Genomic DNA, 25118 nt, shown 5'->3' with positions numbered 1-25118 from the left:
GACGGCTGCCCTAGATCAGCCCCGCGGGGCGATAATTCACTGTCTGTTCAAACCGTTCGTCAGCCCGTCGGCGACCGTCTCGGAGGTCACACGCAGCAGGTCGAGGTAGGTCGGCACCGGCCCGCCCGCTTGCGAAAGGCTGTCCACATAAAGCACCCCGCCGTACAGCGCGCCCGTATCGCGGGCGACCTGCTCTGCCGGCGCGGTGTTGACCGTGCTCTCACAGAATACGGTCGGGATGTCGTGTTGGGTCACTCCGTCGATGACCGCCCTCACCTGCTGGGGCGTGCCCATGCGGCTGGTGTTCATCGGCCAGAGGTAAAGCTCTTTCATGTCGAAATCGCGGGCCAGATAGCTGAACGCGCCTTCGCAAGTGACAAGCCAACGCTGGTCTTCGGGGATTGCGGCAATTTGTTCACGCAGCGGGTCGAGGGTGTCGATGAGTTGCTGCTTATAGGCCGCGCCATTGGCTGCGTAGACTTCGGCATTTGCAGGGTCTTGCGCCGAAAATGCCGCGACGATGTTGTCGATATAGACCTGCGCATTGTCGAGGCCCATCCACGCGTGCGGGTTTGGCAAACCCTCGTATGCGCCCTCCGCAATCGGGATTTCTTGAATGCCGTCACTGAGCGTCGCTGAGGGAATGTCGCCCAACACGCGAATGAACTGCTCGAACCAGCGTTCGAGGTTCAGCCCGTTCCAAAGGATCAGATCGGCATCGCTCGCACGGACAAGGTCCTGCGGTGTCGGCTCGTAACCGTGGATTTCCGCACCCGGTTTGGTGATCGAAACAACGTCGGCAGCATCCCCCGCCACGTTGCGGGCCATATCGGCCAGCACAGTGAACGTGGTCGCAACCTTCATGCGGTGTTCGTCAGCAAAAGTGGCCTGCGACATCGCCCCAAGCATCACGGCCCCTACCAGACCGACCTTCATCGACTGCAATTTGAAAATCATTACGCACCACTTTTGCGACTGAGTTGCAACAAGACATAGCTGAAGCCTGATGCCGATCAAGTGCAATCCATTCGCAACTGGCAAAAACATACTGCAGTTGCGAAAAGCGGGGTCCAGTTGCGAATGATTGCCCGCCTAATGGGCGAAAAATGACGCGCGCGCCTTTTGCGTCCCGCAGCAATCACGCTATGATGGCACCACGAGCGATGCGCCCAGCGCCCAACGAAAGGACCAGCGCCGGATATGAATAAGTCCGTAAAGCTGACATTGACCGAACGCTGCCGCCACGCAGGATTGCGCATTACTGCACCGCGTAAGGCGATCCTGAAAACGCTCGAAGGCTCCGAAGACCACCCGAATGTCGAAGAACTGCACCGCCGCGTGAGCCGCATCGCCCCCGGCATCAACATCGCGACCGTGTACCGGACGATGAACACGCTGGCCGAGCACGGGCTGATCGAACGGCACAGTTTTTCCGACGGGCGCGCCCGCTACGAAGCGGTCCCCGAGGACCACCACGACCACTTCATCAACGTTGAAACCGGCGAGGTGGTCGAGTTCCGCTCGGACGAGATTGAACGCATCCAAGAGGAACTCGCGCGCAAGTACGGCTTCGATATCGTGAGCCACCGGCTCGATATCTACGTGAAGCCGCGCAAAGGCTAACCCCTACCCCGCAAGCAGCGCAGCGTTGCCGCCTGCCGCCGTCGTATCCACGCAGACATGGCGTTCATGCAGAACGTTTGCCGCCGTCGGCATGGTTGTGACCAACGGAATAATAGGACCTTTCCGGCTCGCAAGCGCTTGCAGATAGTCCTGCGGATTATCGCCCCAATAGATCGCCGCGCGGAAGCCGGTCAGACGGGTCAGTGCTTCGGCAGGCAACTTACCCGCCACGCGGATGGCAATGCCGCCCAGCGCTTCGACGGCTTCGGCCTGCGCATCCATTGCTTCCTGCCCCGGCCCCATGCAGAGAATTGGCCCGCGCGGCAATGTGCTGAGCAGGTTCGATTCACCCGTCGGTCCAGGCAGCGCGATCTGCGCACCGATGCTGTCGTCATAGCGGCTGTTGATCCTGCGCTGCACGTCCTGCTCGTCCGCCTCGGTGGCCCACTGCCCCGCCTTCGGCGCGGCTTCTGGCTTGCCGAAGTGCGGCAGATAAAGCGGCCCACCCGCCTTCGGTCCAGTCCCCGAAAGCCCCTCGCCCCCGAAGGGCTGACTGCCGACGACAGCCCCGATCTGGTTTCGGTTGACGTAGAGGTTGCCGACTTCGATACGGTCAGCGACCTCCTGAACGCGGGAGTCGATGCGGGTATGCAGACCGAAGGTCAGGCCGTAGCCTTTCGCGTTTACCGCATCGATGACCTTTTCAAGATCGCTCCCCTTGAAGGTCGCGACATGAAGAACGGGGCCGAAAATCTCGCGCTCCAGATCCTCAATGCCGCCAACGCGGATCATGGTAGGCGGGATAAAGTGCCCCGCGGTCGGCGCGTCGATCTGATGAATAACGCGGTCCGACGCTGCCGCGATGTAATCCGCGATCTGCTGCTGGGCCTCGTCGTCGATGACCGGACCGACGTCTGTGGATAGATGCCACGGATTGCCGACGGTCAGCTCGTCCATCGCACCTTCGATCATCTCGATCACATGGGGCGCAACGTCCTCTTGGATATAGAGGCATCGCAGCGCCGAGCATCGCTGCCCCGCCGATTGGAACGCGGAGGCCACGATGTCGCGCACGGCCTGTTCGGGTAGCGCCGTCGAGTCCACGATCATGGCGTTGAGACCACCCGTTTCCGCGACGAGCACCGCGTCGGGCGACAGGTTCTGGACCATCGCTTTGCGGATCACCAGCGCTGTGTCGGTCGAGCCGGTGAAGACCACGCCCTTGATCCGCGGATCGGACGTCAGCGCCGCACCAACTGTCGCGCCCTGCCCTGGCAGGAGTTGCAGCGCGGACGCAGGCACGCCTGCTTCATGCATAAGGCGCGTGGCGAAGGCCGCGACCAACGGCGTTTGCTCGGCGGGTTTGGCGAGCACTGCGTTCCCCGCGGCGAGTGCAGCCGCGATCTGGCCAGTGAAGATCGCCAGCGGGAAGTTCCACGGGCTGATCGCGGTGATGATACCGCGCGGGGTCGTGGCGTTGCGCTCTGCTTCGTTCGCGTAATAGCGCAGGAAGTCGACGGCCTCGCGCAGTTCGCCGACGGCGTCGGGAAGGTTCTTGCCTGCTTCTTTCGCGAGGATCGCAAAGAGCGTGCCGTAGTTCGCCTCATAGAGGTCCGCCGCGCGGCGCAGGGCGTTTGCGCGCTCGACAACTCGCGCTGACCACAGCTCGGCATTTTCGATGGCTGCTTGGACGGTTGCGGTGTCGGCTTCGGTAACTGAACCGATGACTTCGCTGGTCGCTGGATTGCGCACCTCGATCACCTCGCCGGTTGCCGCGCCAACTGTGATCGGCTTGGCATCCGGAATCGCAACGTCGCGCGCGGCATTGATCCGTGCCAAGGTCGCCTCATCCGTCAGGTCATAGCCCGTGGAGTTCTCACGACCCTCACCGAACAGCTTCGACGGATGCAGCAGCCCGGCAGGCGCGGCGGCCTCTGCGATCATTTCGAACGGATCGCGGGCGACTTCCTCGGGCGAAACGGTGTCATCGACGATCTGGTGTACGAACGAGGAGTTCGCGCCGTTCTCCAGCAGGCGCCGCACAAGATACGCCAGCAGGTCACGGTGGGCTCCGACAGGCGCGTAGATGCGGCAGCGACCCTTGGTCTGGGCTAGAACAATGTCGTGCAGACGCTCGCCCATGCCATGCAGGCGCTGGAATTCGAACGGACGTCCCTCGGCCAGTTCCAGCACGGCGGCGACGGTGTGCGCGTTGTGGGTCGCGAACTGCGGATAGATGCGGTCCGCATAGCCGAAGAGCTTTTCAGCGTTGGCGATGTAGCTGACGTCGGTGGCGGTTTTAGTGGTGAACAGGGTGAAATCCGGCAGGCCGTTCACCTGCGCGAGCTTCATTTCGGTGTCCCAGTAGGCCCCCTTGACCAGACGCACCATGATGCGGCGATCCAGACGCTCGGCCAGCGCGTTCAGCCAGTCGATCGTCAGTCCGGCACGCTTACCGTAGGCTTGCACGACAACGCCAAAGCCATCCCAGCCAGCCAGCTCGTCCGTTTCCAGCACAGCGCGGATGACCTTCAGCGAAATGACCAGACGGTCCTGTTCTTCCGCATCGATGTTAAGGCCCATGCCCGCGTCCTTGGCCATCAGTGCAAGCGCACGGACGCGTGGCACCAGTTCGGTCAGCACGCGCTCTTCCTGAGCGACCTCGTAGCGCGGATGCAGCGCCGACAGCTTGATCGAGATACCGGGGTTTTCCTCGACACTGCTCTTTGTGCAAGCGGTCGCGATGCGGCGGATGGCGGAGGCGTAGGCTTCGAAATAGCGCTGCGCGTCTTCGGCGGTGCGGGCCGCCTCGCCCAGCATATCGTAGCTGTAGGTGTAGCCCTTGGACTCCTGCCCTTTCGCGCGGGTCAAGGCCTTGTCGATGCTTTCGCCAAGCACGAACTGACGCCCCATTTCTTTCATCGCGCGGCCAACGGCAGCACGGATGACAGGCTCGCCCAGACGCTTCATCGCGCCGCGCATGACGCCCGCCAGACCCGGTTTCTCGTCGTCGAGGACGCGGCCCGTCAGCATCAGCGCCCACGTGGACGCGTTCACCAGCGAGGACGACGCTTCGCCAAGGTGCTTACCCCAGTCGGAGGGTGCAATCTTGTCCTCGATCAGCGCGTCGATGGTGTCGGCATCGGGAACGCGGAGCATCGCTTCGGCCAGACACATGAGCGCGACACCCTCGCGGGTCGAAAGACCATACTCGGCAAGGAAATGCTCCATCATCGTGGGGCGCGAGTCGTCGCGAATACGCTTCACCAGATCGGCACCGCGTTTGGCGATGGATTGGCGGGTGTCGGCGGACAAGGCCGCGCCTTGAATAAGAGAGGAAAGCAGCGCCTGTTCGTCAGCGAATTTGGCGTCGGTCGTGAAGTGGTCGAGGGACGTAGGGTCCATGGCGGCAGTCCTGAAAAAACCGTTCTATTGGTTTCTTCTGTACACCCGCGCCAGAAGTCGTATCGACTTCATTTGATCTTCATTTGAAAATTTTCGACTGCAATTATACAAAATTACAGTTTCATTCTTCCCGAGGCGGAAATCACATAGGCAGATCGACTTCGATAAGATCGCGGATCATCGCGCTGTCGGGCTTCGTCAGACTCCCCCACGTACCGCGCACGCGGCCGTCAGCGCCGATCAGCACCTTGTTGAAATTCCAGCGCGGCTCATAGGCGGCGTTCTGGCGGAGCCACGCGTAGAACGGATGCGCACCCTCACCCTTGATGTGGACGATATCCGTCATCGGGATGTCGAGGCCGAAGTTCAGCTCGCAGAACTGCTTGACCTCGCCAATGTCGGCCAGCTCCTGATTGAAATCGTCCGACGGGGTCGCGACCACCAGCAGCCCGCGATCACGGTATTCGTCATAAAGCGCCTGCATATTGTCGTACTGACCGGTAAATCCGCAGCGACTGGCCGTGTTTACCACGAGTACCGGACGCCCCTTCCAATCATCGGTGTCCAAGAAGCCGCCATCGGCGCTGACAAAGGTGAATCTGGGAATAGGATTTTGCGTCACGTTGGCGAGCGCGGGTAGTGCCAGCGATGAAACAGCGGCAGTCATAAAAATACGGCGCGTCAGATGCATTGGCAGCTCCTTTTATGCGTCTAGTATACGCGCTAGGGCAGGCTTTTGTTTCATTTTTTCTACAATAAAGATTGCGAATTAATGATGCATCCCCTCGACTGAGGGGGTTCATTGTTTACGATTTCGCTAAAATTTCGTTACAGATCACGGCTTAGTGGTTCACCTAGGCATCAATCCGCTCCATACTGCGCCAAAAGCGACGACGCCGTCAGAGTAGTCGCGCGACAGCAGAATTGGGCAGGCAAACCATGGTGATCGCTTTGGAACGAGACGACGTTGACTACATCAAACCGGTCCGGACATTTCTCCTTCACTGGCTGAATGAACAGCTGGGCGAAAACGTCAAAGTCGTGCAGGTCGGCGCGAACGACGGCACCATGGCTGATCCGCTGTCCCCTGTGATCGGCCGCTTCAAATGGAGCGGCCTGCTGATCGAGCCCGTCCCCCGCTATTTCGCCAAGCTAAGCGAGAAATACGCTGGCAACGAAAAGATGCACCTCAAGAACTTCGCCATCTCGAACGACGGCGGCACGGCAACGATCTTCCACCTGTCGACCAAGTTCGAAGCCGAATACCCCGGCTGGGCGCGCGGCCTTGCGTCCTTCGACCGCGAACACATCGAAAAAGCGATTAAGCCGCAGCACGTGGACTCGATCACCGTGCCGTGCCACCCATTGTCGCAGATCCTCGAAGAAGCGGGCTTTAACGACGCGAACGTGCTGGTCGTCGATGTCGAGGGCGCCGAGAAGCTGGTGTTCTCGTCCTTCCGCTGGGCACAGTTCCGCCCCTCTATCATCGAGGTGGAAACCCGCCACCTGCCGCCGAACTTGAAGAACTGGCTATTCAACCACTTCCACCGTGGCGGCTATGATGTGTACGACTTCGGCTTTGACACTATCGCAATCCGTCGTGGTTGGTTACCTTCCTCATTGCGTCATCTGGTTGCGCTGACGCGTATGAACGAGTTCAAGGTTGAGCCACGTAAAGTCGACGCCGCATAAGGACGGGTAGTGCTCATTTTCGAAGGTGACAGGTTCGCAGTCCGTAAAACGCCGGGCAGCGGAAACGAAGAGAACTCAGGTGGTCCGGTCGTCGTGACCTTTCCCCATGCCGGCGGTCCGACCATGGGCCGCGGCATTGCGTTCGGCGAAAATTTCCTGCGCGCCAAAGGCATCGATGCCTATCACGTTCTGAACGCTCAGGTGGACTGGTTCCAGCACCCCCAGTTCTGGGATGCGATCGAAGCCATCCGCGCCGATATTTCTGAAGACCGCGAGATCGTCACCTATGGCTCCTCAATGGGCGGCTACGGCGCGCTGCTCGCGTCCGGCCGTTTGAACGCGGCGCGTGTGCTTTCGATCGTTCCGCAGTTTTCCATCGACCGCAAAGTCGTCCCGTGGGAGCGCCGCTGGAAGGCCCACGCCGAGCGCATTGGCGATTTCAGCTACGATGTGGAGGCCGAGATCGCAGAGGACGCGCGAATCTACTCGCTCCACGATCCGCGCAACACGGACGAGGCGCAAATCTCGCTCTATCGCAAGCGCCCGAATTGGCACCAGTTCCGCCTGCCCTACTCCGGTCACACGCCGCTAATGCTGCTGCTGCAGGCAGGTGCACTGTCCCGTTTCGTGACCAGCGCTATCGCGGGCGAAATCGACACGGCAGAATGGAACCGCACGCTGCTGGACGCACGCCGCAACGGGCGATCCTACTGGCGCGTTATCGCCATGCACGCCGTACGCCTGCGCCGCACCGACTTTGCGTTTGAGTGCATCGAACGCTTCGCCGACATGGGCGCGAGCGACGTGGAGCTCGAAACCGCTCTCGCATCGATCCAGCGCGCACAGGAAAGCCAAGCCCTGCAAGCCGAACGCATGGCCGCCGTTGAGGCTCAGCGCGCGGAACGTCAGGCCCGCTTGGCCGAAAAACTGAATAACACCTCGGAAGGAAGCCCGACATGAGCGGCTCGCGGACCATTATCGTTACCACCAAGAACGAAGGCCCGTTCCTGCTCGAGTGGATTGCCTACCACCGCCTGATCGGCTTCGATAACCTCGTGGTTTTTGCCAACAACTGCGAAGACGGCAGCGACGAGATGCTGGAGGCGCTCGATGCCGCAGGCATCATTCGCTACTACGACAACTCCGAAATCCCCGAGGGCCTGCCCGCCGACCCGCAGAACCGCGCTTACCGCCGCGCCTTTGCCATGGATCACGTCAAGGAGTCCGAGTGGGCAATGGTCCTCGACGCGGACGAATTCTTCAACATCCACGCAGGCGACGGCACGCTGGACGATCTGTTCGAAACCGTCGGCGAGGCCGATGTCATTTCGGGCACTTGGTGCGTCTACGGCAACTCGGGCATCGTTACGTATGTCGACGATCTGATTACCGACCAGTTCATCCGCTGTGCCCCGAAGGACGTTCAGGTGTCTTTCCGCCACTTCGGCATGAAGACCATGTTCCGCCCCGGCCCCGTGCATCGCCTCGGCATTCACCGCCCCTTCCTGAAGGGTGAGTTCAAACGCCCCGAAAAGCCGCTGCGCTGGCTGAACGGCTCGGGTCAGGACGTGACACGGTTCTTCCGCGAAGCCGGATGGGCCAACTCGCCCGCGAACAAGGGCTACGACCTCTGTCAGGTCAACCACTACATGATCAAGTCGAACGAGCTGTTCCTGATGAAGCGCTATCGCGGCACCGCGAACAGCGGCGACGCCGACCGGATCAATTTCTCCTACTACGACGACTTCAATTCGAACCACACCGAAGACGCTTCGATGCGCCGCTGGTCCGACCGCATCCGCGTCGAGATCGCGACCATCCGCAACATGCACCGCGAGATCGCGGCGGCGCATGACAATTGCGTTGCGTTCTTCCGCCAGAAGATCGCCGCGCTGACCTCCGACCTCGAAAAGGCGGACAAGGAAGTCTTCGACAAACTGGTGAACCCCGAAAACATCGCCGCCCAGATTGCCGCAGATGAAAAGTGGGTGGCCGAGGCGCGCGCGAAGGCTGCCGCGCCTAAACCGCAGCCTAAGCCCAAGCCTGTAGCGCAGGACGACGACGCCCCCGAGGATGACGAACCAACCGTCCCGCTGGCCGATGCCGCGCCGCAGTGGCTGGCCGATTTGCGCCGCTCGGAACACCGCCGCGGGTTCTATCACTCGGACGAGAAATTCGCCGCCAACTTCGTACTGCGCGACAAGGAAAAGCTGGTCATCTCCTTCGACAACCTGTCGAGCGTGAACGAGGCCGCCCTCTCCCGCGAAAGCTGGGGATACACGTTCTACCGCGCCGAAGGCTGGTCGCACCTTGGCGTCATGAGCTTCGAGGCAAATTGGTACCGCGATGCGAGCCTGTTCAACTGGATCGAAGGCATGGCGCGTCAGGGTTTCTTCAAGCGGTTCAAACGCGTCCTGCTGACCGGCACGTCGATGGGGGCCTACGCCTCGACCGCATTTGCCCGCCTGATCCCCGGCTGCACGGTGCTCGCATTCTCGCCGCAGTCGACGCTGGATACGAACCTCGTGCCTTGGGAAACCCGCTTCGGGTCGGGCCGCAAGCAGGACTGGTCGGGCCGATTTGCCGATGGCGCGCAAGCGCTGGAGCAAGCGGGCAACGTCTATATCCTCTACGATCCACACTTCAAGCAGGACCGCCTCCACGCCGAGCGCTATCAGGGCAAGAACATCGTGCCGCTGGCCACATGGTTCTCGCACCACAAATCCGCGCTATTCCTGCGCCGCGCCGAACTGCTGAAGCCGATCACTCGCGAGGCGATGGACGGCACGCTGACGCCGCAGTCCTACTATAAGATGTACCGCGAGCGCCGGAATTTGCCGTGGTACGTCAACGGGCTCACTGAAAAGGCGCTAGAGGCAAAGCACTTTGGTCTCGTCGGACACATGGCGAACGCGCTGGAACGTCAGGGACGAGTGCATCTGGCTCGGTCGGTGAATGCGCGCCTGACCGCCGCGAAGTCGGGTAAGTAATTACCGCAGGACGCGGCGTAGGCCATCCTGCACGCGCTTGAGCGGTTCAAGGTAGAGCGCCGCGAGGTCGCTCGCCTCGGACTGAACCGCTGCCACGCCTGTGTTCAGGGCCGCTACGACATGACCATGCGCATTGTAGAGCGGCACGGCAATGGACCGAAGGCCGATCTCGACCTCTTGGTCGATCACCGCATAGCCATCGGTGCGGGCCGCGGCGAGCCGTTCCATGATTCGTTCGGGTTCCGTGACGCTGTTTACTGTGCGGGGCGTGAGGTCAGACGCATCGACGAGCGCCCTCGCTTCTTCCTCTGGCAATGCGGCTAAAAGCACCCGCCCCATAGACGTGCAGTGCGCTGGCAGACGCGATCCGGGCATCAGGCCAATGGACATCACCCGCCGCTGCGCCGCACGGGCGAGGTAGACGATCTCGGTCCCGTCGAGGATCGAGACGGACGTCGATTGCCCGATCTGTTCGGACAACTGGTCGAGCCAAGGCTGCACCACCTGCGCTAATGGCAGCGACGCCAGCGCCCCCATCCCAAGCCGCAATACACGCGGCGTGAGCGTGAAAAATTTGCCGTCATAGGCCGCATACCCCAGTTCATGCAGGGTTAGCAGACAGCGCCGCGAGGTGGCTCGGTCAAGGCCCGTCGCCTCTGCCACATCGGAGATCGAAAGCCGTGCGTGTTCGGCGTTGAAAGCCTCGATGACCTTCAGCCCCTTGGCCAATGAGCCTATGAAGTCCGATTTGTTCGCCATGCGAACAGAAAAATCCGCGATACGAACAAATGTCAATATGCGAACAGATTGCCTTCTCATCCGCAAATGACGCGCCTAGCTTGCCGCCAATCGTGAGGAGATCCCGAATGGACAAAACTATCGCTACGCCCGCAGAGGCCGTGGCCGCGATCCCCGATGGTGCATCGGTGATGATCGGCGGCTTCGGTGGCTCCGGCGCTCCGCTGGAACTGATCAAGGCGCTCGTCGAACGCTTCAAGGCAACCGGCAGCCCCAAGAACCTGACCGTCGTCAACAACAACACCGGTAACGGTAAAGTCGGCCTCGCCGCGATGATCGAACTAGGCATGGTGAGCAAGATGATCTGCTCCTTCCCCCGCTCTGCCGATCCGCGCGCGTTTACCGAAGCCTATCTGGCAGGTGCGATCGAACTGGAACTGGTGCCCCAAGGCACGCTCGCCGAACGCATCCGCGCTGGCGGTGCAGGCATTCCGGCCTTCTACACGCCCACCAGCTTCGGCACCGATCTGGCCGAAGGCAAGCCGGTCGATGAATTCGACGGCCGCAAGTACGTGCAGGAACGTTGGCTGAAGGCCGACTACGCGCTGGTCAAGGCCGAGCTTGGCGACCCGCACGGCAACCTCACCTACCGCAAGGCCGCCCGCAACTTCGGTCCGCTGATGTGCACCGCAGCGGCCCAGACCATCGTTCAGGTCTCGCACCTCGTCGATGCGGGCACCATCGACCCCGAGGTCGTCGTGACCCCCGGCATCTTCGTCAACGTGGTGGTCGAAGTCGCCAACCCCGCTCAGGAAGAGCTACTGAACCGTGCCGAGGAGTCGTGGGTATGAGCATCGAAACCAAACTGACCAACGCCCAGATCGCGTGGCGCGCCGCGCAGGACATTCAGGACGGCGCCTACGTGAACCTCGGCATCGGCTTTCCCGAGATGGTGGCGAAGTTCCAGCCTGAGGGCCGTCAGGCGATTTTCCACACTGAAAACGGTGTGCTGAATTTCGGCGAGTCCCCCGCTGCGGGCGAAGAGGACTGGGATCTGATCAACGCAGGCAAAAAGGCCGTGACGCTCCGCCCTGGTGCAGCGTTCTTCCACCATGCGGACAGCTTCGCGATGGTGCGCGGCGGCCACCTCGACGTAGCGATCCTCGGTGCCTATCAGGTCGCGCAATCGGGCGATCTGGCGAACTGGTCGACCGGCAAAGGCGGCGTTCCCGCTGTTGGCGGAGCGATGGATCTTGTCCACGGAGCCAAGCGCGTGGCGGTCATCACCGATCACGTCACCAAGAACGGCGAGCCGAAGCTGCTCAAGGAATGCACCATGCCACTGACGGGCGTCGGCTGCGTGACCCGCGTCTATACCTCGCTCGCTGTAGTCGACATCGAGGACGGCCATTTCGTTCTGCGTGAAAAGCTGCCCACGGTGTCGATGGATGACCTCCAGTCATTGACGGGCGCGCAGTTGCACCTTGATGGCGATGTCGCCGACCTGATCGTACCGGAGCTCTGACATGACCGAAGTTTATATCTGCGAATACATCCGCACCCCCATTGGACGGTTCGGCGGTGCGCTGGCGTCGGTGCGTGCCGATGACCTCGGCGCGATCCCGATCAAGGCCCTGATGGAACGCAACACCGGTGTCGATTGGGCCGCGGTTGACGAAGTGATCTACGGCTGCGCCAACCAAGCAGGCGAAGATAACCGCAACGTCGCCCGCATGTCCGCCCTTCTCGCTGGCCTGCCGGTCGAAGTGCCGGGGACCACGATGAACCGACTTTGCGGCTCTGGCATGGACGCGGTGATCACGGCTGCCCGCGCCATCAAGGCAGGCGAAGCCGATCTCATTATTGCGGGCGGCGTCGAAAGCATGTCCCGCGCGCCGTTCGTGATGCCCAAGGCCGAGAGCGCCTACAGCCGCTCGAACGCGATCTATGACACGACCATCGGCTGGCGCTTCGTCAACAAGCTGATGGAAAAGCAGTACGGCGTGGACTCGATGCCCGAGACGGCTGAAAACGTGGCTGAAGATTTCAACGTGAACCGCGCCGATCAGGATGCGTTTGCTCTGCGCTCGCAGGACAAAGCCGCCACCGCGCAGGCAAACGGCCGTCTGGCGAAAGAGATCGTTCCGGTTGTGATCCCGCAGCGCAAGGGCGATCCAAAGGTCATCGACACCGACGAACATCCGCGTGCGACCACGCTGGATGTGCTGGCTAAGCTGAAGACCTTCGTCAAAGCCGATGGCACCGTCACCGCAGGCAACGCCTCGGGCGTGAATGACGGTGCGGCTGCGCTGATCATCGCCTCGGCGGAAGCGGCAAAAAAGCATGGCCTGACCCCGATTGCCCGCGTGCTTGGCGGCGCCACCGCTGGCGTTGCGCCGCGCATCATGGGCTTCGGCCCTGCGCCTGCGTCGAAGAAACTGATGGCACGCCTTGGCCTGTCGCAGACCGATTTCGATGTGATTGAACTGAACGAGGCTTTCGCGTCCCAAGGCATCGCCACGCTGCGTGACCTCGGTATCGCGGACGATGATCCGCGTGTGAACCCGAACGGCGGCGCGATTGCACTCGGCCATCCGCTGGGCATGTCGGGGGCGCGCATCACCGGCACCGCCGCGCTAGAACTGCTCGAAAACGGCGGCAAGCGGTCGCTGTCCGCCATGTGCATCGGCGTCGGCCAAGGCATCGCTATCGCGCTCGAACGCGTGTGATAAAAAAGGCCGCGCTCCATGCGCGGCCTTTTCCTTATTCGTCGATCGGACGGCGACGGAATTTCCGGTAGAGCTTGCGGTTCTTTTTCAAGAAGCTGTCGTAGACCAGCCAGATCCCTCCGGCGTGGCGACCTTGCAGGTAAACGGCCCCTGCGGTTCCCGAAATGATCGCACCCAAAGTATCCACGATGATGTCTTTCATCGTGTCGGGCAGACCGGATTTCTGCATATTCGTGCCGAAAAACTGGTCCATCGCGTATTCGAAAATCTCCCAGATCGCGCCGATGGAAAGCGCCACGCAAGCGGACAGCAAGCCGATAGCCCAAGGCGGCGCGGCGTAGCGGTCGCCCTCGAACAGCATGAAGATGAACAGGAACGCGATCACACCGAACGACAGCGCGGAGCTGAAGTGCAGCAGCGTGTCCCACCACCAGTATTTGTTATAGAAATCCTCGACTTCGCCCAGAAATAGCGTGGCAAAAACGAAGACGACGATGGCGACGATAAAGCTGCTGGGAAGGCGGATGCCGACGGCTTTCTCGAACAGATAAGGTGCAAAGCTGATGGCCAGGGTCAGTCCGGGAATGAACACCTGCAACGGGCGACCGGACAGAACGGCAGTGACGCACTCGAACAGGAGAATAGCCTGTAGGATCATCACAATAATGGGCGGGCGGCGCATAATACCTCACAAATCAATTTAATGACCTACATAGAGCGTATGTCTGATACGTCATCACACCGTCTGCGTCTTGCGAGCTGGAATATCCGTGCGGGTCTGGGAACCGACCTGCGGCGGGACGCTTTACGTGCAATCAGCGGAATTTCTGCGCTGAAAGCGGATATCGTCGCGCTGCAAGAAGCCGACTTTCGCATGGGCCGCCGTCCGACGGCCCTGCCTAAAGAGTCTTTGATCGACCACACGGGGCTTTGTCCGGTTCAGCTGGCGGAGAACGACGTCTCGCTGGGCTGGCACGGTGTAGCGGTGCTGGCCAAACCGCATATCAAAGCGGTCGACATTCACCGCCTGCCCCTACCGGGGCTGGAGCCGCGCGGCGCATCGGTCGTCGATTTCGACATCGGTCTGCGGGTCGTGGCGGTGCACCTCGGCCTTTTGCGCCGCGATCGCCGCGCACAGCTGGGGCATATCCGCGAATATCTGGATGACCTCGAATGGATGCCCACGGTGATGATGGGTGACTTCAACGAATGGCATCAGTCGAAGGGGTTTGAACGCCTCGACGGGTTTACCGTCCTCGCACCGGGGGGCCGGACCTATCCGTCGCGCTTGCCAGTGGCACCGCTCGACCGGTTCGCGCACAATGACTGCTGCACCGTGCATCCCCTGCCCGTTCCGCGCTCGCCCAGCGGGCCGAAGGCGTCGGATCACCTGCCAATCCTTGTGGAGGTCGAAATCCATAACAAAGCAGGCCATGCGCAGATGCCGCCCGAAGAACGCGTCACGCCCAGCCACCTCGCATAAGAAAAAGCCCCGCTTGAGCGGGGCTTTTGTTTTTTAGCAGTACTGGTTAACCAGATTTTCGAGCCGTTCCTGACGGCCCGACTTGGCCTCCGGATTGATGTTGTCCGCCAGCACCTTGTCGTGGATGGCGTCCAGATCGGAGGACTTCATTTCCTTGCCGAAGTCGGTGTCCCAACCGGCATAGCGCTCGTTGCGCAGCTCTTCGAGCTTCCCGTCTTCGAGCATCTTGGCAGCCGCTTTCAGACCGCGCGCACAGACGTCCATTGCGCCAGCGTGACCGAGGATCAGATCCTCGGGGTCGATCGACTGACGGCGGACCTTGGCGTCGAAGTTCGTGCCGCCGGTGGTAAAACCGCCCGCTTTCAGCACTTCGTAATAGGCTAGCGCGACTTCAGGAACGTTGTTCGGGAACTGGTCGGTATCCCAGCCGGACTGGTAGTCGTTGCGGTTCATATCGATGGAACCGAGGATGCCGAATTCGCGGGCCATGGCCAATTCGTGCTCGAACGAGTGACCGGCCAGAATGGCGTGGCCCTGTTCGATGTTCATCTTCACTTCGTTCTCAAGGCCGTATTCCTTGAGGAAGGCGAAGACGGTGTTCACGTCGTAGTCGTACTGGTGCTTCGACGGCTCTTGCGGCTTGGGCTCGACGAGGATCGCGCCCTTGAAACCGATCTTGTGCTTGTAGTCGACGACCATGCGCAGCATCCGCGCCATGTTCTCGCGCTCGCGCTTGAGGTCGGTGTTCAGCAGGGTCTCGTAGCCTTCACGGCCGCCCCAGAGGACGTAGTTCTCACCGCCGAGTTTGTGGGTCGCGTCCATGCAGGTTTTGATGGTCGCTGCCGAATAGGCGAAGACTTCCGGATCAGGGTTGGTCGCAGCACCGGACATGAAGCGGCGGTTGGTGAACAGGTTTGCCGTCCCCCACAGCAGCTTCGTGCCGGTCTGCTCCATCTTCTCGCCGAAGTAATCGACGATCTCGGACAGGTTGGAACTGCTTTCTGCAAAGGTCGCGCCCTCGGGACGCACATCCGCATCGTGGAAGCAGAAGTACGGTGCCTGCAGGATCGAGAACATCTCGAATGCAACATCGGCCTTCAGCTTGGCCAGATCCATTTCGGAGCCGAACCACGGACGCTCGAAGGTGCGGCCACCGAACGGGTCGCCGCCTTCCCACGCGAACGAGTGCCAGTAGGCAACTGCAAAGCGCAGGTGGTCTTTGAGCGTCTTGCCCATCACCACTTCATCGGGATTGTAATGACGGAAAGCGAACTCGTTATCCGTCTCCGGTCCCTCGTAGGTGATCTGCGGAATACCTTTGAAAAAGTCAGTCATCTCTCATGTCCTAGTTAAGCCCTTTAAGAGCCTTGTAAGCGTTCTGGTAACGCTGGTGGGCGGCATCGAAGTCGCCCTTGAGTTCCGGAACGGGGTCAATGGTACGTTCAATGGTGGGCAGCGTAGCGATTTCGGCGCCTGCACCCGTTGCCGCCATCATGCCGAGGCGGGCAGCACCGAAGGCACCGCCGAAGTCGCCTGCGACCGGCAGGTGGACCGGCATACCGAGCGAGGTCGCAATTGCCTGCACCCAGTAGTCGGATTTGGAACCGCCACCGACAGCGAGCAGACGCTCGATCTTGGTGCCGGTCGAGGTCAGCGCATCAAAGCTATCCTTGACCGCATGGGTCACGCCTTCGAGCACCGCGCGAACCATCGTGTGCTGGTCGGCGTTGTGGTCGAGATGCAGGAAGCTCGCGCGGATTTTCGCGTCGTTGTGCGGGGTACGTTCACCGCCGAGGTACGGCAGGAATAGCGCACGGCCCGGTGCCTGAAGGTCGCCCAGCGCGCCGGTCAGTGCGGCAGGCTTCTGGCCCAGCACTTTGGCGAACCAGTTCATCGCATCGGCAGCCGCGAGGATCACGCCCATCTGGTGCCACGTGTCGGGCAGCGCGTGACAGAAGGTGTGAACCGCCGAAGCAGCATCAGGCTGGTAGCTGTCGGATGCGGCAAAGAGCACGCCCGAGGTGCCCAGCGATACGAACGCATCGCCCGATTTCACGACGCCGACGCCAACGGCGCTAGCCGCGTTATCACCGCCGCCACCGGCGACGACGACATTTGCGGGCAGGCCCCACTTCGACGCCAGTTCCGCACGGACGCTGCCCGATGCTTCGGACCCTTCAACGAGGCGCGGCATGTGCTCGCGGCCCAGATCGGTCGCAGCAAGCAGCGTATCCGACCAGTCGCGCGCACCGGTATCGAGCCACGACGTACCGGCGGCATCGGACATTTCAGCCACGTATTCACCGGTCAGGAAGTAGCGCAGGTAGTCTTTGGGGAGCAGAACCTTGGCGACCTTCATGAAGGTGTCGGGTTCGTTGTTCTTCACCCACTCCAGTTTCGGAGCGGTGAAGCCCGGGAACACGATATTGCCGGTCAGGTCGCGGAACATCGGATTGGCATCCATCGCTGCGGCTTCGACAGCCGAACGGGTGTCGTTCCACAGGATGCAGGGACGCAGGACTTCGCCGGCGGCATCCAGAAGGGTCGCACCGTGCATCTGCCCCGAAAGGCCGATGGCGCGGACGCCCGACATGTCTACCTTGGATGCGAGGGCGCTCATGACGTCCTCGACTGCGGCGATCCAATCTGCCGGAGCCTGCTCCGACCAGCCGTCGTGCGGACGGCTGACGGTCAGAGCTGCATTGGCTTCGGCCAGAATGGTCTGGTTATCGTCAATGACGATGCCCTTGAGACCAGACGTTCCCAGATCCAATCCGATGTACATTGCTATGCTACCTCTCGCTTAGGGTTCTTGCCGAGAATGATCATCGAAAGGATGTCGTCCTCGGTCACATCTTCGACACGTTCCGTGCCGACCATCTGCCCGTTCTTCATCACGGACACACGGTCACACAGATCCATCATCTCCCGCGTATCGTGGCTGATGAGGAAAATGCCAAGACCCTGAGCTTTCAGTTCTTTGATAAGGTCAGCAACCATTGCCGTTTCATGCACACCAAGGGCAGCGGTAGGCTCGTCCATGATGAGAATTCGGGCATTGAAGTAGACCGCACGCGCAATCGCGACCGACTGGCGCTGACCGCCCGAAAGGGCCGACACCGGCTCTTTCAGTTTGCGGAAGTTGGGGTTGAGGCGCGCCATGATCTTGCGCGTCTCGGCTTCCTGGAAGCTGTCGTCGACAAAGCCCATCGCATCGACCTTCTCGCGGCCGAGGAACAGGTTGGATGCCGCATCGAGGTTATCGGCCAGCGCGAGCGTCTGGTAGATGGTCTCGATGTTGAAGTCGCGGGCATCGCGAGGCGACGAGATGTCGGCCTTCTTGCCGTCGACGTAGATCTCGCCGGAGTCGGCCTTGTAGGCGCCCGACAGGATCTTGATCAGCGTCGATTTACCCGCGCCGTTGTGCCCCAGAAGGCCCACGACTTCGCCCGGATAGAGCGAGAGGGAAACGTGATCGACCGCTTTGATACCACCAAAGGCGATGGAGATATCACGCATTTCGACAAGCGGGGTGCCATTGTAATCAACAGTCATGGTCTTGGCTCCTTACTTGCGCGCACTGCGATAGCGGTTGTCGAGGAAGACGGCGAAGGCGAGGACCACACCGACGACGACCTGCTGGATTGCACTGTCGAAACCGATGAGGATCATGCCGGTCTGGAGCGACTGCATCACCAGCGCACCGAGGATCGCGCCGTAAATGGTGCCCACACCGCCAGCGAGGCTGGTGCCGCCGATCACGGCTGCCGCGATGACATAGAGTTCGTCGAACTGGCCCAGCGCGTTCGTCGCAGAGGTCAGACGGGCCGAGGAAACCACGCCGGCTAGTGCGGCGAGCGTGCCCATCAGTGCGTAGATCTTCACGGTCATCATGTTGACATTAATACCGGCGAGCTTTGCCGCTTCGGGGTTGCCGCCGATGGCGAAGACATAGCGACCGAAACGGGTGCGGCGGGCGAGGATCGTCATGCCGATGGCCACGACCACAAGGATCAGTACCGGAATGGCAAAGCCGTGGCTGATGAACAGGCCCTCTTCGGGAATGGTGATGTTGTTCGCTTCGGCATAGCGACGGACGATACCGCGCGGCCAGCCGTATGCGTTCACCAGAAGGACGGCTCCGATAACAGCGCCGCAGGTAAGCGCGGCCACAACGGCTTCGGCCCAGACCGGCCGCACGTGGAAACCGTAGGTCTCGCGGCGCTTGCGGGACTTGGCGAGCATCCACAGGATGACAGCGCAAGCGACGAGGCCAACTGCCCAGCTGCCGGTGCTGCCGATGGCGCCGTAAGGTCCACCGCCGAGTAGCGCAAAAGTGCTGTCGACCGGAGAGATCGTTTCACCGCGTGCAACAAGGAACGCGGCACCGCGCCAGACCATGAGGCCGGCAAGGGTCACGATAAAGGACGGAATTTCGAGGTAAGCGATCAGGAAACCGTGGAAGGCGCCGATCATCGCGCCGAGGAGCAGGCCGCAGATGACGGTAATGATCCAGATCGCCGGATGGCCGAGGCCAAGGTACTGCGGCAGGATATCGACTTGGATGACGCCCATGACGATCGCGCAGAAACCGAGGATCGAACCGACCGAGAGGTCGATGTTGCGGGTCACGATGACGAGCACCATGCCTGTTGCCATGATGCCGATCGACGCCGTTTGCACCGAAAGGTTCCAGAGGTTGCGCGGCGTGAGGAATGCGCCGAAGCCGTTGACGATCGCACCGTAGAGGTGGAAGCCCAGCCAGATCAGCAGCAGCGCGCCGACCATGCCCAGAAGACGGGGATCGATTTCGGTGACGCGCAAGAAGCGGTTGAAGGCACTTTCGTGAGATGTGCCGGAGGTCGAGGCGTTTGCCCCGGATGCAGATGATTTTTCGGTGGTCATGTCCTCGGTCCGTGCTGGTCGCTCTGGTGTGCAGAGGGGCGTTCGGCGAAATGAGACTGGTCCGTGCGGATCGTTGCCGTCACGGAGCGCCTGAGAGGCGGAGGTCGTCGGCACCGCCCCTTTCGGAGCGGTACCGGTTATTGCGGATCAGTGATTACTGGCAGGCAGCAACGCTATCCATCGCACCTTCGCAAGCCTGCTCTTTCGAGATGTGGCCAGCGTCGATAACAACGTCGAGGTTGTCGACGGTTACCGGGGTCGGGTCGAGGAAGATCGCGGTCATTTCAACGCCGTTGGCGCCGCCCGACCATGCTTCTGCGCCTTCTACGTCGGCCATTGCAGTGCCGTTCGCGAGAGCAGCAGCGATGTTACCGGCAGCCGAACCCAGAGCACGCGAGTCTTTCCAGACCGAAACGGTCTGGGTGCCGCGGGCAACGCGGTTCAGAGCAGCAAGATCGCCGTCCTGACCACCAACCGGGATCACCATACCCTGAGCTTGCAGAGCAGCGATAACGCCGCCGGCCATGCCGTCGTTCTCGGCCAGAACTGCGTCAACGTTGTTGTCGTTGGCGGTCAGGATCTGTTCCATGTTCTTCTGAGCATTGTCCGGCTTCCAGCCGTCGGTGAAGCTTTCACCAACGATGGTGATGTTGCCAGCTTCGACGTCGTCGCCGATGACTTCCATCATGCCTTCGAGCAGGAACAGCGCGTTCGGGTCACCCTGGTCGCCCTTGATGATGGCGAAGTTGCCGTCCGGCTGCGCTGCGGTAACGGTTTCAGCGATGATGCGGCCGACGCCCTTGTTGTCGAAGGTCAGGTAGAAGGCGCGCTCGTCTTCGATCAGACGGTCGTAGCCGACAACCGGAATGTCTTCGTTCGAAGCCATGTCGATAGCCGGGCCGATAGCGTCCTTGTCGACCGACAGGATGACCAGAGCGTCAGCGCCCTGAGCGATCAGAGCTTCGACGTCGGTCAGCTGCTTGGCTGCCGAGTTCTGTGCGTCCGAAGAAATGTAGCTGTCGCCGTTGGCTTCGATTGCGGCCTTCATCGCGGCTTCGTCGGTTTTCCAGCGCTCTTCCTGGAAGTTCGACCAGCTAACGCCGATGGTGAGACCTTCGGCCATTGCAGCCGAGTTGAAACCGGCCACTGCAACCGCAGCGGCGATGATGTATTTATTCATGATTTCCTCCCAAAGGTTTCCACGTCGCAGTGCGACGCAGACGCCGGACGTTGATCCGACACCATCAACCATGGCGAATTATATTCAGTTGTCAAAATAAAATTTTCGTTCAGGGATCAAATTTTTAGCTTTTCACTTGGGAAGTCCTGCAAATCATGATTAGATTCGGGATCAGGAGGACGTCTCTGCTGGAGGAGCGGAGATAAATACTTCAAGGAATGAAAAATGTATGACCGGCCCGCTGATGCGATGCCCGCACCCGATGATTTTCCAAAGGGATGCGGCCCGTTGCTTGCTTCGAGTGGATATGACGCGACCCCGTTGCGCCAGAAGGTATTCGAACATGTGCGTGCTTCAGGCCGCGCCGCGCGCGCCGATGTGACCCGCGCACTGGGAATCAGCGCCGGATCGACGACCGCCGTCACTTCGGACCTGATCTCCACCGGATGGCTGCGCGAGGTCGAAGGAACGCCCCGCGAGTCGGGCCGTGGCCGCCCTCCCGTCGCGCTCGAAGTCGTGGCGGAGACCCATTACGTCATCGGCATCAAGCTTTCGGACGAGAATCACACCGCCGTTCTGACCGACCTCGCAGGAAACCAGCTCGCCGATGCGACGCTCCCTACCCCGCCCGTTCGAAAGACGCTCGACCAGCTTTTGGCAGAGACCGAGCAGCTGATCATGTCACTCCTCACCCCGCGCGGCATGAAGGTCCGCGAGGTATCGGCTATCGGCATCGGGATTTCGGGCCTGTGCGACAACACCTCGGGCATCGTTCACTGGTCGCCGCTCATGCTTGAGAATGACATCGAATTCCGCACGGCGTTCGAGGAACGCTTCGACGTACCCGTGCATCTGGACAACGATGCGAACGTCCTGACGCTGGCCGAGCTGTGGTTTGGCGCGGGTCGGTCGCGCTCCGAATTCGCGGTGGTCACGATCGAACACGGCGTGGGTATGGGCCTTGTGCTCAACAACCGCCTCTATCGCGGCACACGGCGCATGGCGCTCGAACTTGGCCATACGAAGGTCCAACTCGACGGTGCGCTCTGCCGCTGCGGTCAGCGTGGCTGCCTTGAGGCGTACCTCGCCGATTATGCCCTCGTGCGCGAGGCCTCGACAGCACTTGGCCGCAACACCCGCAATCTGCAAAGCCCCCACGCCATGCTGGAAACGCTCTACGGTCAGGCGCAGGCAGGCAATCAGGCGGCGCTGACGATCTTCCGCCGCGCAGGGCGCTACCTCGCACTTGGCCTCGCGAACGTCGTGCAGCTGTTCGATCCTGGGCTGATTATCGTGTCGGGCGAACGGATGCGCTACGAATACCTCTACGCCGACGAGGTGATGAGCGAGACGCGCGACCTGATCCTGTTCAACGGCCCGCCCGAATGCAAAATCGAAACCCACGCGTGGGGCGACCTTGTCTGGGCGCGCGGCGCTGCGGCGCTGGCACTTTCCGAAATCACTGCCGCTGCGCTGGGAGGCCAGTCATGATCCGCACCTTTCCCCTCTTGCTGCTCGCAACGAACGCCGTTGCCGACCCTGCATTTGAAAACCACTCGGATGCGCTGACCGAGCACGCCTATGTCGGCGGGTGGGAGCATTTCGTGGGCGGCGGTGTTGCTGTGTTTGATTGCAACGGCGACGACCTGCCCGATTTCTTTGCCGCTGGCGGGGACAATCCGGCGAGCCTGTTCATTAATGACGGCGACTTCGCGTTCCATGACGGCACCCTGCCCGAGATGCTGCACACCACCGGCGCCTACCCGCTCGACATCGATGCTGACGGCTGGATGGACCTCTTCGTGCTGCGTGCCGGCCCGAACATCGCGCTGAAGGGCGCCCCTGATTGCAGCTTTACCGACGCGACCGCCGAATGGGGCATTCCCGATGGCGGTGACGCGTGGTCGACCGCCTTCACCGCGTGGTGGGAAGGTGACGAGCGCCCCGTGATGGCCGTCGGCAATTACGTCGACCGCGCCAATCCCGACGGTCCGTTCTTTGCCTGTGACACCAACGCGATCCTACGCCCTGAGAGCGATGGATACGTCAGCGAGACGCTGGAGCCCGGTTTCTGCCCGCTCTCCATGCTCGCCGCTCGCGATGCGCGGGGCCGGATGACGCTGCGCCTATCGAACGATCGTCAGTACTACGTGCGCGGCGGATGGGAGCAGATGTGGGACATCGAAGACCGCCGCTTCCTCACCGAAGAGGACGGTTGGAAGAAGCTGTCGATCTGGGGCATGGGCATCGCGAGCCGCGACCTCGATAGCGACGGTAAAGACGAGGTGATGCTGACCTCCATGGGCGATAACGTCCTCAGCTTTGCCCAAGGCGACGGCACCTACGCCGCTGCCCGCTACGACATCGGCACTTACGCGCAAATCCCGTTCGACGGCTCGGACGGGCGTCCGTCGACGGGTTGGCACGCGCAGTTCGGCGATATCGACAACGACGGGCTGGACGATCTGTTCATCGCCAAAGGCAACGTCGACCAAATGCCGACGAACGCGATCCACGATCCCAACAACATGCTGATGCAGCAGCCGAACGGACACTTCGTAGAGAAAGCGGATGTTGCTGGCGTTGATACCACCGACCGTTCTCGCGGCGCGGCGCTTGCGGATTTTGACCTCGACGGGCGACTGGATCTGCTGGTCCTGAACCGCCGCGCTCCGCTGGAGATTTACCGCAATGTCACCGAAGGCACGGGCCACTGGCTGTCCATTGCGCTGGAGCAAGACGGCGGCAACCGGAACGCCATCGGCGCGCAGGTGACCGTCACCGCGAATAGCGTGAGTCGCACCCAGCAGGTGACTGTCGGCGGCGGTCATGCGGGCGGTCAGGCATTGCCGCTCCACTTTGGTTTGGGCGATATGGCGGAGGCAGAGGTCACGGTGACTTGGCCGGATGGCACCGAAAGCACCACCTTAGCCAAGGCCGATAAACCTCTGATCATCCAGCATTAATTCGCGACGGGCAGACCGCTCGGCACGGTGGCCGGAACACCCATCCGGCCGCTTTTCGCGACGGGATCGGTGAGTGCACCAAGGAAAGCGACCAGCTCTGCAATGTCGCTTTCGCTCAGGTCGACGGCGGGCATCGCGTTGGCTTCGACGATTGCCTCGACCTCTGTCGGATCATCCATGATGCGCCAGTCGGACACCTCCAAAGCGGGCAGCATTGCCTGCGAGCGGTCGTAGTTTTCGAGCGCGGCAACAGGATCGGCGTGGGCCGCGATGAACCCTTCGAGCGTCGCATAGGCCCCCGCGTGACCATAAGGCGCGGTCAGTTCCACATTGCGAAGCGACGGCGTGCGGAACGCATAGAGGTCTGCCGGATCGCCCGTCACACGGAAGCGGCCTTCGTCCCGCGCATGGGTTTCGAACCGCGCACCCTTGCCAGGTCCGATCTGCGGCTGGCCGGTCGCGTGGAACTGCTGGTCCGTCTGGAATTTACCCGAGTGGCAGGACGCGCAGCCCGCATCGCCGTAGAACAGTTCCATCCCCGCCATCGCATCGGCGGACAGCTCGCCCTCGCCCCGCAGATAGGCATCGAACGGCGACGTATCGGAGCGCCATTCGTGCGCCATGAACGCCGCGATCGCATTGGAGATGTCAGTGAATCCGATCTCCTGCGCCTCCAGCCCGTAAACATCTTTGAACCGGTCGGCATATGCGGGAATCCCCGCCACGCGGCGCGAGATCAGATCCCACGCACCGCCCTCTGCCGTCAGCGTACCGAGGCGCACAGCCTTGGCCACTTCGTTCTCGGAATAATGGCCGGCCATTTCGTCGGGGCTGAGCACGGGGAACATCGTCTGCGCCGACAGAATCGAGTCGAAGCCCGCAACCATTTCCTCGTCCAGCGGGGTTCGCAGACCACCGGGGCGGGTCGGGTCTTCCTCGATGCGACCATCGTGGAAAAGCCGTGTGAATTCATGGGCTCCGAGGTTGAAAAGCGCCTGCGCATTCCGTGGCACGCGCTGCTCGGGCAGGTTCTCCTGATCGGCCAGACGGTCCATGCCCAGACCATGCCCGCCATCGCCCAGAGGCAGCGATAAACCATCGCCCGTTCCGTGCTTGGGATGGTGGCAAGTGGCGCAGGACACCTCGCGATTCCCCGAAAGGATGGGATCGTAGAACAAAAGCTGGCCCAGAGCGGCCTCATCCATGTTCACAGGCGCAAAATCGCCGTCGGTCACAGGATCGGGAAGCCCGTCCGCAGCCCAAACAGTACCGCCGAGCATAATCAGCAAAGCGCTGATTCCAATGGATTCCCGCATTTTTTCCTCCCTGCGTCCCGCGCCTATCATCGCCGTATGGGCCGCAAGGTCAACGGCTCACTGCCCATCAGAATATTTGACGAACAGAACG

At 61.4% G+C, this 25118-nt stretch carries 21 protein-coding genes; 10 read left to right on the top strand and 11 right to left on the bottom strand.

Going from position 1 to position 25118, the window contains the following annotated elements:
• Window positions 1–36: 36 nt before the first annotated feature.
• Entirely contained in the window at window positions 37–909 is an 873-nt protein-coding gene (locus IF204_RS02895; protein WP_228069285.1) for a metal ABC transporter substrate-binding protein, read from the bottom strand.
• A gap of 291 nt (window positions 910–1200) precedes the next feature.
• On the opposite strand from IF204_RS02895, the gene IF204_RS02890 reads away from it, so the two are divergent.
• Window positions 1201–1623: a Fur family transcriptional regulator gene (locus tag IF204_RS02890; protein ID WP_167638407.1), complete on the top strand. Its 423-nt coding sequence runs from the start codon at window positions 1201–1203 to the stop codon at window positions 1621–1623.
• Between the two features lie 3 nt (window positions 1624–1626).
• On the opposite strand, the gene putA is transcribed toward IF204_RS02890, so the two are convergent.
• Both putA and IF204_RS02880 read right to left on the bottom strand, forming a co-directional pair.
• Window positions 1627–5028 (bottom strand): bifunctional proline dehydrogenase/L-glutamate gamma-semialdehyde dehydrogenase PutA, encoded by a 3402-nt coding sequence (putA, locus tag IF204_RS02885; protein ID WP_194094513.1) that lies wholly within the window; start codon window positions 5026–5028, stop codon window positions 1627–1629.
• A 142-nt stretch (window positions 5029–5170) separates the two neighbouring features.
• Complete coding sequence (locus IF204_RS02880; RefSeq protein WP_194094512.1) at window positions 5171–5719, bottom strand: glutathione peroxidase; 549 nt, start codon at window positions 5717–5719, stop codon at window positions 5171–5173.
• Window positions 5720–5967: 248 nt separating this feature from the next.
• Here IF204_RS02880 and IF204_RS02875 point away from each other — a divergent pair, with 248 nt between their 5' ends.
• The 3 genes from IF204_RS02875 to IF204_RS02865 are packed head-to-tail and all read left to right on the top strand — an operon-like array spanning window position 5968 to window position 9710.
• Complete coding sequence (locus tag IF204_RS02875) at window positions 5968–6720, top strand: FkbM family methyltransferase (RefSeq protein WP_194094511.1); 753 nt, start codon at window positions 5968–5970, stop codon at window positions 6718–6720.
• A 9-nt stretch (window positions 6721–6729) separates the two neighbouring features.
• On the top strand, window positions 6730–7680 hold the full coding sequence (locus IF204_RS02870) for a hypothetical protein (RefSeq protein WP_194094510.1): 951 nt from the start codon (window positions 6730–6732) through the stop codon (window positions 7678–7680).
• The gene (locus IF204_RS02865) at window positions 7677–9710 is read left to right on the top strand and encodes a glycosyltransferase family 2 protein (RefSeq protein WP_194094509.1); all 2034 of its coding nucleotides are present in this window, start codon (window positions 7677–7679) and stop codon (window positions 9708–9710) included. Before IF204_RS02870 ends, IF204_RS02865 begins: the two co-directional genes overlap by 4 nt.
• Here IF204_RS02865 and IF204_RS02860 read toward each other — a convergent pair whose 3' ends face one another.
• Window positions 9711–10469 carry an IclR family transcriptional regulator domain-containing protein gene (locus tag IF204_RS02860; protein WP_194094508.1) on the bottom strand — a complete coding sequence of 253 codons (759 nt, stop codon included), beginning with the start codon at window positions 10467–10469 and terminating at the stop codon, window positions 9711–9713. It abuts the gene before it with no gap.
• A gap of 107 nt (window positions 10470–10576) precedes the next feature.
• Here IF204_RS02860 and IF204_RS02855 point away from each other — a divergent pair, with 107 nt between their 5' ends.
• The 3 genes from IF204_RS02855 to pcaF are packed head-to-tail and all read left to right on the top strand — an operon-like array spanning window position 10577 to window position 13177.
• Window positions 10577–11299 (top strand): 3-oxoacid CoA-transferase subunit A, encoded by a 723-nt coding sequence (locus tag IF204_RS02855; protein ID WP_194094506.1) that lies wholly within the window; start codon window positions 10577–10579, stop codon window positions 11297–11299.
• Window positions 11296–11973 (top strand): 3-oxoacid CoA-transferase subunit B, encoded by a 678-nt coding sequence (locus IF204_RS02850; RefSeq protein WP_194094504.1) that lies wholly within the window; start codon window positions 11296–11298, stop codon window positions 11971–11973. The genes IF204_RS02855 and IF204_RS02850 overlap by 4 nt, the downstream gene beginning before the upstream one ends.
• A 1-nt stretch (window position 11974) precedes the next feature.
• Window positions 11975–13177: a 3-oxoadipyl-CoA thiolase gene (gene pcaF / locus IF204_RS02845; RefSeq protein ID WP_194094502.1), complete on the top strand. Its 1203-nt coding sequence runs from the start codon at window positions 11975–11977 to the stop codon at window positions 13175–13177.
• A gap of 34 nt (window positions 13178–13211) precedes the next feature.
• Here the strand turns inward: pcaF and IF204_RS02840 are convergent, their stop codons facing one another.
• Entirely contained in the window at window positions 13212–13859 is a 648-nt protein-coding gene (locus IF204_RS02840; protein ID WP_194094501.1) for a hypothetical protein, read from the bottom strand.
• Window positions 13860–13898: 39 nt separating this feature from the next.
• Between IF204_RS02840 and IF204_RS02835 the strand changes: the two genes are divergently transcribed.
• Window positions 13899–14660 (top strand): endonuclease/exonuclease/phosphatase family protein, encoded by a 762-nt coding sequence (locus tag IF204_RS02835; protein ID WP_194094499.1) that lies wholly within the window; start codon window positions 13899–13901, stop codon window positions 14658–14660.
• Window positions 14661–14693: 33 nt separating this feature from the next.
• On the opposite strand, the gene xylA is transcribed toward IF204_RS02835, so the two are convergent.
• From xylA to IF204_RS02810, 5 genes are all read right to left on the bottom strand, one after another.
• Window positions 14694–15995: a xylose isomerase gene (xylA, locus tag IF204_RS02830; RefSeq protein WP_194094497.1), complete on the bottom strand. Its 1302-nt coding sequence runs from the start codon at window positions 15993–15995 to the stop codon at window positions 14694–14696.
• A 10-nt stretch (window positions 15996–16005) separates the two neighbouring features.
• Window positions 16006–17445, bottom strand: coding sequence for a xylulokinase (gene xylB, locus IF204_RS02825; protein WP_194094496.1), 1440 nt, complete (start codon window positions 17443–17445; stop codon window positions 16006–16008).
• Between the two features lie 2 nt (window positions 17446–17447).
• A complete protein-coding gene (locus IF204_RS02820; protein WP_228069035.1) occupies window positions 17448–18215 on the bottom strand; it encodes an ATP-binding cassette domain-containing protein in 768 nt (255 codons plus the stop codon).
• 12 nt (window positions 18216–18227) lie between these two features.
• A complete protein-coding gene (locus IF204_RS02815) occupies window positions 18228–19565 on the bottom strand; it encodes a sugar ABC transporter permease (protein WP_194094494.1) in 1338 nt (445 codons plus the stop codon).
• 154 nt (window positions 19566–19719) lie between these two features.
• A complete protein-coding gene (locus IF204_RS02810; RefSeq protein ID WP_194094492.1) occupies window positions 19720–20745 on the bottom strand; it encodes a substrate-binding domain-containing protein in 1026 nt (341 codons plus the stop codon).
• 225 nt (window positions 20746–20970) lie between these two features.
• On the opposite strand from IF204_RS02810, the gene IF204_RS02805 reads away from it, so the two are divergent.
• Both IF204_RS02805 and IF204_RS02800 read left to right on the top strand, forming a co-directional pair.
• Window positions 20971–22236 carry an ROK family protein gene (locus tag IF204_RS02805; protein WP_194094490.1) on the top strand — a complete coding sequence of 422 codons (1266 nt, stop codon included), beginning with the start codon at window positions 20971–20973 and terminating at the stop codon, window positions 22234–22236.
• Window positions 22233–23711 carry a CRTAC1 family protein gene (locus tag IF204_RS02800; RefSeq protein ID WP_194094488.1) on the top strand — a complete coding sequence of 493 codons (1479 nt, stop codon included), beginning with the start codon at window positions 22233–22235 and terminating at the stop codon, window positions 23709–23711. Before IF204_RS02805 ends, IF204_RS02800 begins: the two co-directional genes overlap by 4 nt.
• On the opposite strand, the gene IF204_RS02795 is transcribed toward IF204_RS02800, so the two are convergent.
• A complete protein-coding gene (locus tag IF204_RS02795; protein WP_194094487.1) occupies window positions 23708–25027 on the bottom strand; it encodes a cytochrome-c peroxidase in 1320 nt (439 codons plus the stop codon). The genes IF204_RS02800 and IF204_RS02795 overlap by 4 nt on opposite strands.
• Window positions 25028–25118 lie beyond the last annotated feature (91 nt).

This window comes from Marivivens aquimaris (assembly GCF_015220045.1).
Classification (GTDB): domain Bacteria; phylum Pseudomonadota; class Alphaproteobacteria; order Rhodobacterales; family Rhodobacteraceae; genus Marivivens; species Marivivens aquimaris.
The sequence above is the reverse complement of the archived record's forward strand: the minus strand, read 5'-3'. Positions and strand labels throughout refer to the sequence as shown.